This is a genomic window from Pseudomonas sp. SDO5532_S415, from assembly GCF_054071155.1.
Genome location: NZ_JBSVWS010000071.1, coordinates 16,322 through 27,786 on the forward strand (window position 1 = coordinate 16,322; position 11,465 = coordinate 27,786).

At 61.3% G+C, this 11,465-nt stretch carries 4 protein-coding genes; 1 reads left to right on the forward strand and 3 read right to left on the reverse strand.

What is annotated here, in order from left to right; all coding sequences use genetic code 11:
• Position 1: 1 nt before the first annotated feature.
• Positions 2-1,360, reverse strand: coding sequence for a TolC family outer membrane protein (locus tag ACW9HW_RS16760; RefSeq protein WP_095196417.1), 1,359 nt, complete (start codon positions 1,358-1,360; stop codon positions 2-4).
• A 597-nt stretch (positions 1,361-1,957) separates the two neighbouring features.
• On the opposite strand from ACW9HW_RS16760, the gene ACW9HW_RS16765 reads away from it, so the two are divergent.
• Positions 1,958-8,344: a retention module-containing protein gene (locus ACW9HW_RS16765; protein ID WP_457400883.1), complete on the forward strand. Its 6,387-nt coding sequence runs from the start codon at positions 1,958-1,960 to the stop codon at positions 8,342-8,344.
• Between the two features lie 133 nt (positions 8,345-8,477).
• Here the strand turns inward: ACW9HW_RS16765 and lapD are convergent, their stop codons facing one another.
• Both lapD and lapG read right to left on the reverse strand, forming a co-directional pair.
• Positions 8,478-10,418 (reverse strand): cyclic di-GMP receptor LapD, encoded by a 1,941-nt coding sequence (gene lapD, locus ACW9HW_RS16770; protein WP_457400884.1) that lies wholly within the window; start codon positions 10,416-10,418, stop codon positions 8,478-8,480.
• Between the two features lie 22 nt (positions 10,419-10,440).
• The gene (gene lapG, locus ACW9HW_RS16775) at positions 10,441-11,148 is read right to left on the reverse strand and encodes a cysteine protease LapG (protein WP_457400885.1); all 708 of its coding nucleotides are present in this window, start codon (positions 11,146-11,148) and stop codon (positions 10,441-10,443) included.
• Positions 11,149-11,465 lie beyond the last annotated feature (317 nt).

An 11,465-nucleotide genomic window follows, 5' to 3' on the forward strand; every position in this document is an offset into this window, starting at 1 on the left:
CTTATTTGAGTTCAGGTAAACGCGCTTCGTTTTTCACTTCGGTCTGGGCGATCGCATCGGCGGGCAACACCACCCGCTGTTTGCTCAATAACTGGCCCATGTTCGCCAGTACCCGGTACATCGAAAATTCCTCGGTGTAGCGCACTTCGGTGTAACGGCGGTTGGCGTTGTAGAGTTCGTTTTCACTGTCCAGCAGGTCGAGCAGGGTGCGTTGGCCGAGGCCGAACTGATCCTGATAGGCCAGGCGCACGCGTTTACTGGTTTCGGCATATTCACGGGCGGTCGGGGTTTGCTTCTTGGCGTTGACCATGGCGTTCCAGGCCAGGTGAATGTTTTCGTTGAGCTGGCGCAGGGCGTTGTTGCGGATGTCCATGGCCTGATTGATCTTGTGGGCGTTGGATTGCAGGCGCGCCTTGTCGCTGCCGCCGCGGAACAGGTTGTAGTTCATCACCACCCCGACCCGCCATTCGTTGTCATGGCCCTCTTCGCCGGCGATGTTGTTGTTCGCGCCCACCGCGGCCTCTGCATCGAAACGTGGGTAAAACGGCGACTTGGCAACCTCGTACTGGCTCTCGGCCGATTGCACGTCGGCCTGGGCGGATTTCAGGTAGGGGTTGTTTTCCACCATGCTCTGTTGGGCTTCGGGCAGGCTGGCCGGCAGCTCGCCGCGGGTCGAGGGCGGGGTTTCCAGTTCATCGGGCATGCGTCCGACGACGGCGTAGAAGTTCGACTCGGCGTCGGCCAGGTCCACCTCGGCGGTGTCGAGGTTGTTCTCCGCCAGTGCCCGACGAGCGGTGGACTGGTCGGCGTCGGCGTTACTGCCGACACCGCGTTCGGTACGCAGGCCGATCTGGTCGTTGACCCGCAAGTGCGCTTGCAGGTTGTTCTTGGCCAGCGTCACCAGTTCACGACGCTTGAGCACTTCGAGATAAACCTCGACGGTGCGCAGGGCCAGGTCCTGGGCGGTGCCCTGAGCGTAATAGGCCCGGGAGTTGACCACGCCCTTGGTGCGCTCGACCTCGTTGGCGGTATTGAAGCCATCGAAGAGCATCTGCCGCAGGCGCAATTCCGATTGGGTGTAGTTGAGGATTTCCGTGTGGTGATCGCCGAACGCGCGCGTATTGGTGTTATCGCTGTACCCGCGTCCATAGGCGGCGTTCAAGTCAACCGATGGATAAAAGCCCCCCTTGGCGACCTTCACGTCTTCATCGGCCGACAGACGGCTGTCCACCCGCGACGCCAGTTCCGGGTGGGTCGCAATGGTGCTCTGGATCGCTTCGGTCAATGACATGGCTTGAGCCTGAGAGGTGCAGGCCATGGCCAATAAAACGGCGGTGTAGAGGGGGGTTAAAAGGCGCATGGGTACATCTCCCTGAGTCCTGATGGTGCTTTATGAGTCGCCAATTATTTGACGACATTTATAGGCAAACCGTTTCATGCTTTTAACAACAGAGCTAAGAACATTCTGGAGAGAACCTAAGAAGTATTTCTCATAAGGCTTATGCCGAAAAAAACTTATGCGCTCTGCAAAATCCAGCACATTGTTCAATTGCGAAGCCCTTGATTTATGAGCTTTAGGGCGCTCATCAGGGCTTGGAAAAGTTCCGATCCATTTATCGACATAGGGCGGAGAGGTGCTGGAGGGGAGGGACGTGTAACGGAAATTGAGTGACGGTTTTTTGTCACTCGGGTGATTCAGAACCGTTACGCATCGCTCGCAGGGCAAGTTGTCTCGGATGTGGAACTCGATGCCATTGATCGCAAAGGGTTTTATTCCCACCGTGGACGACGCCCGTGAGCAACACGCTGGGCGAGATCGTCGCCGGGGCAGCGGCTTACTCAGGTAATGCCGCTGATCGGGTAGACGATCCGCCGGGCGACCCGTTTGAGCCATCCATGAGCATGTTCTCCGCAACAAAAAAGGTGCCGACAGCGGTTGGCAACGGAGGAAGTGCACATGGCTACGCTCATCGGTATCGTCAGTAAAGTCATCGGTCAGGTGTTCGCGACAGGGGGCGACGGCACCCGTCGCGTTCTGATCGAGGGCGACCGATTGTTCGCCGGTGATCAGCTCAGTACCGGGGCCGAAGGGGCCGTGGCGGTGCATCTGCAAAATGGCCAGGAACTGACCCTCGGAAGGGGCAGCAGCCTGCAAATGACCTCCCAGTTATTGGCGCATCAGCCACCCCGTGTGGACACGGCAGAGGCGGTGACGCCGACCCAGGCACAGCTCACCGATGTCGAGCAACTGCAAAAAGCCATTGCTGCCGGTGACGACCCGACGCAAACCGCTGAAGCGACGGCGGCCGGGCCGGGTTCGACCGGTCCTGCCGGTGGTGCACTGGGTGGGGGCCACAGTTTTGTATTGCTTGAAGAAGTGGGCGGGCGGGTCGATCCGATCATTGGCTTCCCCACCGCCGGTTTCAATGGCATCCCCGAGTTTCCCGAAGAGCGGCACGAAGGTGATGCCGACCCCGACGCCGACCCGGTGATCACGCCTGTCGTCAACAATCCGGTCACCCTCGACGGCCTCTCGGTAAAAGGCGGCGAACTGACCCTCAACGAAGCCAACCTCGCCGACGGCTCGGCGAGCAATCCCGGCGCGCTGACCAAGAGCGGTACCTTCACCGTCACGGCGCCCGACGGGCTGACCAGCCTGAGCATCGGCGGGATCAACATCATCAGCGGCGGTGTCGCCGTGGGCTTCCCGCAGTCGATCACCACGCCGCTGGGCAGCACCCTGACCATCACCGGTTACAACCCGGCCACCGGTGTGGTGAGTTACAGCTACACCCTCAACGACAACGGGACCCATACGTCCGGTGACGGCACTACCCTCAGCGAGCACTTCACCGTGGTAGCCGGCGACAGCAACGGCGACACCGCCACCGGTTCCCTGGACGTCAACATCACCGACGATGTGCCCAAAGCGGTCGATGACGGCAATGGCACGGCATCGGAAACCCAGCAGACCCTGAACGGCAATGTGCTGACCAACGACGTGCAAGGCGCCGACCGTGTGCCGGTCGGTGAAAACGCCGGCCCGATCACCCCCGGCACTTTCGTCGGTAAGTACGGCACCCTGGTGCTGAACGCCAATGGCACTTACACCTACACCCTGAATACCAACGATGCGGACTTCAAAGCCCTGCACGGCGGTGGCAACGGCACCGAAACCTTCACCTACACCCTCACCGATGCCGACGGCGACACCAGCACCGCCAACCTGGTGCTGAACATCCACAACAACGACGATGGCGTGACCCTCAACGGTCTCGACGTATCTGGCGGCGAACTGACGGTCCATGAGAAAAACCTCAGCGATGGCACCAGCCCCAATGCCCCGGCCCTGACCCAGAGCGGCACCTTCACCATCACCGCGCTCGATGGCCTGCAAACCCTGACCGTGGGTGGCATCACCCTGGTCAGCGGTGGCGTGGCTGCCGGTTTCCCGCAATCGATCGTCACGCCGCTGGGCAGCACCCTGACCATCACCGGCTACAACCCGGTCACCGGTGTGGTCAGCTACAGCTACACCCTGGTGAACAACGAAGCCCACCCGAGTGCCAACGGCGCCAACAGCATCACCGAGAATTTCAACGTCGTCGCCACCGACACCGACGGCAGCACCGCCACCGGACAGATCAACGTCAACATTGTCGACGACCTGCCGACCGCCAAAGCCGACGCGGCCTCCGTGCGGGAGGGCGGCACCGTCAGCGGCAACGTGCTGGACAACGACATCGGCGGCGCCGACGGTCCGGCCGCCAGCGGTGCGGTGGTCGGCGTGCGTGCCGGGTCGGATACCTCGACCTCGGCCATCGGCGGCTTGAACAGCCAGATCAATGGTACCTACGGCTACCTGACCCTCGATGCCCAGGGCAACGCGGTCTACCACAGCAACCCCAACGCGGTGAGCGGCCCCGGTGCGATCGACGTCTTCACCTACACCGTGCGCGATGCCGATGGCGATGAAAGCACCACCACCATCACCATCGACGTGTACAACAGTTGCCTGAGAGCGGTCAGCGACACCGACGTGACCGTGTACGAAAAAGCCCTCGACCTGAACAAGGACGGCCAGGACCTGGCCGCCGGTACGGTCGCCGGCAGCCAGCCCGGCAGCACCGGCGAAACCGCCAGCGGCACCCTGGTCGGCTCGGTCACCGGCGCTGTCGGCGCGATCACCTACACCCTGGTCGGCAGCGCCACCGGGGCTTACGGGCAGATTCACCTCAACCCGAACGGCACCTACACCTACACCCTGACTTCACCGCCCGGCACGACGCCGCATGCCAATGACGGCGCCAATGTCACGCACGAAACCTTCACCTACAAGGCTACCGACTCCCTGGGCAACGTCGTCACCAGCACCCTCGTGGTCGACATCGTCGATGACGTGCCCAAAGCGATGAATGACAGCAACGCCCACACGGCGTCGGAGTCGTTGCTCACCCTCAACGGCAACGTGTTGACCAACGACGTGCAAGGCGCCGATACCGTGGCGACCGGCCCCAACAGCGGTCCGATCACCGCGGGTACCTTCGTCGGTAAGTACGGCACCCTGGTGTTGAACGCCAATGGCACCTACACCTACACCCTCAACACCAACGATGTGGATTTCAAAGCCCTGCACGGTGGTGGCAACGGGACAGAAACCTTCACCTACACCCTCACTGATGCCGACGGCGATATCAGCACCGCCAACCTGGTGCTGAACGTCCATAACAACAACGATCTGGTCATCATCAAGGGCCTGGATGTCGATTGTGGCGAGCTGACGGTCTATGAAAAGAACCTCAGCGACGGCTCCCATCCCAACGCACCGGCGCTGACCCAGAGCGGCACGTTCACCGTCACCGCGCTGGATGGCCTGCAAACCCTGACCGTCGGCGGTATCGCCGTGGTCACCGGAGGCGTGGCCGCCGGTTTCCCGCAATCGATCGTCACGCCGCTGGGCAGCACCCTGACCATCACCGGCTACAACCCGGCCACCGGCGTGGTCAGCTACAAATACACCCTGGTGGACAACGAGACCCACCCGAATGCCAACGGTGCCAACAGCATTACCGAGAACTTCAACGTGGTCGCTACCGACACCGACGGCAGCACGGCGTCCGGGCAGATCAACGTCAACATCGTCGATGATTTGCCGACCGCCAAAGCCGACACCGCCTCTGTGATCGAAGGCGGTACGGTCAGCGGTAATGTGCTGGACAACGACATCGGCGGTGCCGACGGCCTGGCCGCGGTGATCGGCGTGCGGGCCGGCAGCAACACCTCGACTTCGGCAGTGGGCGGCCTCAACACGCAGATCAACGGCAACTACGGCTACCTGACCCTGGACGCCGCCGGCAACGCGGTCTATCACAGCAACCCGAACTCGGTCGCTGCACCGGGGGCTACCGATACGTTCACCTATACCGTGCGCGATGCCGATGGCGATCAAAGCACCACCACCATCACCATCGATGTCTGCAACAGCAACATCAAAGCGGTCACTGACAGCGACGTGACGGTCTACGAAAAAGCCCTGGATACGGGCAAGGACGGACAGGATCTGGCGGCCGGCACCGTCACCGGCAGCGAACCGGGCAATACCGGTGAAACGGCCAGCGGTACCCTGGTCGGTTCGGTGACCGGCGCCAGCGGTGCGATCACCTACACCCTGGTCGGCAGCGCCACCGGGACGTACGGGCAGATCCTGCTCAACCCCAACGGCACCTACACCTACACCCTGACCTCGGCGCCGAAAACCGCGCCGGGTGCCAACGATGGTCCGAACACCCTGAGCGAAAGCTTCACCTACAAGGCCACCGATGCGGGGGGTAACAGCACCACCAGCACCCTCGTGGTCAACATCGTCGATGACGTGCCTAAAGCCGTCGCTTCGGAGCGTTCCGTGGCGGCTGTGGAGATCGATTCCAATCTGCTGCTGATCATCGACGTGTCCGGCAGCATGGCCGACGCATCCGGCGTGCCGGGGTTGTCGCGCCTGGAACTGGCCAAGCAGGCGATCAGCGCCTTGCTCGACAAGTACGATGACCTGGGCGACGTCAAAGTGCAGATCGTGACATTCAGCAGCAACGCCACCGACAAGACTTCGGTATGGGTCGATGTAGCGACGGCCAAATCGATTATCTCCGGCCTGACGGCGGGCGGTGGCACCAATTACGACGCGGCGGTGGATGTGGCGCAGGACGCGTTCAACACCAACGGCAAACTGACCGGCGCACAGAACGTCGGCTACTTCTTCTCCGACGGCAAACCCAACGAAGGCTCCATTGGTGGAGGGGACGAGGCGGACTGGAAAGAGTTCCTCAGCGATAATCAAATCAAGAGCTACGCGATCGGCCTGGGTAAAGGCGTCGACAATGACGCCCTCGATCCACTGGCTTATGACGGTACCGGCACTGGCACCAATACCAATGCGGTGATCGTCACCGACCTCGGCCAACTCAACTCGGTGCTCTCGGGTACCGTCATCGGCGCGCCGGTGACCGGTTCGTTGCTGGGCGAGGGCGGTACGTTCGGGGCCGATGGTGGCTTCATCAAAACCATCACCGTCGACGGCACCACCTACACCTATGATCCGAAAGGCAACAGCAACCAGGGTTCGCTGAACTTCAGCGGCGGCGCCAACCATGGCACCTTCAACACGGTGAACAACACCCTGAGCATCGCCACCGACAACAAGGGCACCCTGGTGGTGAACCTCGATACGGGCGAATACAGCTACGTATCGCAGAAAACCACCTCAGTGGTGCTCACCGAAAACATCGGCTTCACCGTCAGCGACAACGACGGCGATCTCGCCAGTTCGACCCTGGTGGTCAAAGTCATTCCGAATGCACCACCGGTGGCCGCCGATGATCACATCATCACCAACGTACTCTCGGGCAACATCACGGTGCCGGGCGAGCTGCTGCTGGCCAATGACACTGACCCCGATGGCGATCCGCTGAGCGCATCGCCGAGCAACTACTACACAGGCTGGGTCGGCAAAGGCGCGGACTTCAAGGGTTCCGGTGCGATCGACTTCTCCGGCAGCGGCGTCAAACCGAGCAACCAGAACCTGGCCAATGTGCGCGAGTCGTTTGCGGCCAATACCGCAACCATGACCGCACTACTGGTGGTCAGTGGTTACCTTGGCCCGGTCACCGCGGCCAACACCAACGATGAGGACCGAATCACCGTCAACCTCAAACAAGGTGAAACCCTCAACCTGGACCACAACCTGGCAGCCGGGCGTATCGCCATGGAGTACTCCATCAATGGCGGCGCCTGGATTGCCCTGGCTGATGGCCAGACCATTACCGCGGCGGCGGATGGTGTGTACCAGATCCACATCACCAACATCACCAATACCAGTGGCAGCGGCGTCAACAATTCGGAAGGCTACCAACTGACAATGAAGCTCGACTATTCCGGGGCGCATGACATCACCCCGGACTACCACGGCACCTACACCGCCAGTGACAACCATGGCGGCAGCGACAGCGCCAACGTGACCATCAGCTACCAGAATGGCCATACCCTCACCGGTACCGCCGGCAACGATACGCTGGTGGCGGGCAGCGGCGACAACATCCTCAATGCCGGTGACGGCAATGACATCCTCACCGCAGGCACCGGCAACAACGAATTGCACGGCGGCGCCGGCAATGACTTGCTGTTCAGCGGCGTAGGCAATGACCTGCTCGACGGCGGCACCGGCAACGATACCGCCAGCTACGCCCATGCCACGGCGGACGTCACGGTCAATCTGGGGACGAGCGGGCCACAGAATACGTTGGGCGCTGGCACTGACACCCTGACAGGCATCGAGAACCTCGTCGGCTCGAACTTCAACGACAGCCTGACCGGTGACAACAACAGCAACATCATCACCGGCGGCCTGGGCAACGACGTGCTCAAGGGCGAGGGCGGCGACGATTTCCTGATCGGCGGTCTGGGCAACAACACCCTGACCGGCGGCAGCGGCGCCGACACCTTCCAGTGGTTCAAGGGCAACAGCGGCCATGATGTGATCACTGACTTCACGCCGGGCACCGACAAACTCGATCTGTCGCAACTGCTGCAAGGGGAAAACGGCACTGCGGCTTCGCTGGATGACTACCTGCACTTCACCGTCAGCGGCAGCGGCGCGTCCCTGGTGACCAGCATCGACGTCAGCGCCATGGCCGGTGCTGCGCCGAACCAGACCATTGACCTGGCCGGCGTCAACCTGGCCAGCCATTACGGTGTCACCCCGGGGGCGGGCGGGGTGATTTCCGGTGCGGACTCGGCGACCATCATCAACGGCATGCTCAACGATCATTCGTTGAAGGTGGATACTGTGTGACCTGAGGGGCCGGCTCACACTAATCCCTGTGGGAGCGAGCCTGCTCGCGAAAGCGGTGGTTCAGTCAGCAACCCTGTTGATTGTGCAATCGCATTCGCGAGCAGGCTCGCTCCCACCGTTCTGCCTGACGAAATCACATCGGCTCCGGTGGCCCGATCAATCTGCCCATCACCCCGAAGACCCCCAATTCTCTGATGGCCTCCAGTTCGCCCTGGGTCTCGACCATTTCCGCGATCAACGGCAAATCAATGCTGTTGGTCGCCCTGAAGATCGCCTCGATGAACAGCCGTTTATCGCGTTGTGCATCGATATGCCGGATGTAGGCGCCATCGATTTTCAGATAAGCCAGGCCCAGTTGGGTGAGGTTGCCGATCTGGCTGAAGCTGCCGCCGAAATGCTGCAGGCCGATGCGGTAGCCGGTGTCGAGCAGGCTATGACTGAGTCGCTGCAGTTGCTCGGGAGGCGGCAGTTGGCGTTCATCGATTTCCAGGGTCAGCAACGGCGCCAGTTCCGGCAGTGATTCGAGCATGTCGATGATCAGCTGCAGCTGCTGCTGATCACGCAAGGTGCTGCCGGACAGGCTCAGCGCCAGCGGCCAGCGATTGACGGCAAGGTAATCGAGGGTGGCTTCGAGCATGGCCAGATCGAAGCGTGCCGACCAGCCAAGACGCTCGATCCACGGCAGAAAATGCCCGGCTGCAATCGCCTGGCCCTGCGGGTCGAGCAAGCGTGCGAGGACTTTGTGATGCAACACCTCACTGGTATCGGCGCATTGCACCACCGGCTGGAAATACAACTGCAATTTGCCTTGGGTCAGCGCGTCGTCGATCCAGCCGCGCCAATCGTACGGGGTCGGGTTCGGTGCACTCTCGCCGTGGTCCAGCAGCACCCAGGGTCGCTCGGGGTGTTGGCCGGCCTGGGTCAGCGCCTGATCCAGTCGCACAAGTACATCGTTGGCCGGTTCGCCGGGGTGGTAGGCGACGATGCCCAGATGCGCGACCGGCATGCAGTCACTGGCACCGGTCTGGCGCAGGTTTTCCAGGGTGGCACTGATTTCGGCAGCCAGGCGTGCGGCGTCCTCGGCATCCAGGCCTGGCGTCAAGAGGCTGAATTCGCCCCCGCGATTGCGCGCCGCCAACCAGGTGCGTCGCTCCGGCAAGCGGGTCAGACGCTTGAGCAATTCGCCGACCGCGCTGATCAACGCATCAGTGCGTTGGCCGCCCAGGCGCTGGTTGAGCCCGGTCAGGTCGTTGATTCGCAACATCAGCAAATGACCGTCGCAATGTTGCTCAGCGACCAGTAAATGGTCCGCCAGTTGTTCATCCAGCAAGCGTCGGTTGGCCAGCCCGGTCAGGCTGTCTTGATAGGACTCGCTGCGTAACTTTTCACTACGCGCTGCTTCTTCGCTGAACAACGCCTTGAGTTTCTCGACCATCTGATTCATCGCCAGTACCACACGTTTCAATTCCGGCGTGCGGGGCAGTTTCGGCAGGCTCAGGAACTCGCGTTTACTGATGGCTTCGGCTTGTTTGACCAAAGTTTCGAGTGGACGAAGTTGTCGACGCAACAGCCAGCCACCGAACACGGCGCTGAGCAGTCCGCACACGACCAACCAGATCAGGCTGCCGAGGGTGCTGTCCCAGAGCTTGGCCAGGGCAAACTGTGGATTGCTCAGCACCTCGACCCGTGCCGCCTGCTCCCAATCGCGCATGATCAACGCATCACCGCCCTGATGACGCAGGTTGACCAGACTGACAAACCAGCCTGGCACGCCTTCGATCCGCGCCGGAGCGCTTCGCTCCACCAGTACTTGCTCGTCCTTGATGTCGATGATTCGAATGCTGTTGAAGTAGCCGCTGTCGAAAATCGAGCTGACCATCAATTCCATCATGGCCGGATCATCGATCTGCGCGGTCAACGACAGGCCCAACGCCGTGGCCGCGTCCTGGGCGTGGGAGCGCAACTGGCCGAGCATCTGTTCGCGAGAGCTTTCCAGGCTGACAAAAAAACTGCCGCTGAACGCCACCAGCAGGAACAGGCAGATGGCGAGAAACAACTGGTTGCGCAGTTTCATGGAATGCTCCTTGCTGATGTCTTCAGCCATCGCCCACGGCGAAGCCTTCAGTCTGCATCTTTTGCAGTACGTCTTGCCAACGCGACAGTTTTTTCGAGTCGCTGCTGCGTTTGCCGCCATTGGCTCCCGGCAGGTACAAGCCTTCGGCGTTGAAGGCATACACCGGCAGCAGGTCTTTGCGCTGCGAGGCAGGACGGATGTCACCAATCAGGTTGTCCAGCACCAGCGGATCGGCAGTGGGGCTGGCATAGAAGGTCAGCACCATGTGCGCCTGATTCTGGGTCAGCGCCTTGACGTAGGTGATGCGCAGTTTTTCGCTGGGAACCCCGAGGCGGCGCAGGCTGAAATATTTCGCCAGGGCGTAGTCCTCGCAGTCGGCGGCACCCTTGATCAAGGATTCGACGGGCGTGGCCCAGTAATCAATCTGCCGCCAGATGCGCGTGTCGTCCTGAAAACTCAATTGCTGATTGAAGAAGCGATTCACCGCATTCAGTTGCTCGCGCTCAGGTGCATTGCGTTCGCCTTGCAGCATTTGGCTCCAGGCCTCGATTCGCTCCCGTGCCGGGCCGAGGGTGCCGTAGCGTTTTTCGGCGTTTTGCAGGATCTGCGCGAAATCCCGGTCGGCCCGGACACTGCTCAGCAGGGTCAGCAGAAAACCGGCCAGCAACAGCCATCCGCCGAACCCAAGCCGGGGCGTTGGCCATCCTTGACTACGCGGACTGCGAGGCATGTCGGGCTGCTCGGGTGCGGATTTGTAAAGTCTAGGTGGTGTTTGGGTTGGGGGAGGGCTGGTCGTCGGCGAACGGGGGTCGTTTGTTGAGGATGTTCAGCGTCTTATTGTGGGAGCGAGTCTGCTCGCGAAAGCTATGTGTTGCGCGACGTAGTTTTTGAAGGTGTACATATCCATTCCTGCGGTAACGGCGACTTATGGTTTCGCCCTTACGGCGAGTCACTTGGAAAAACGGAACGCCGCCCGGCCCTAAGTAACCAAGGGCTCTTGCCCCACCACTCGGTGCCTCGCCTAGGCTCGGCATGCCCTCACTCCGG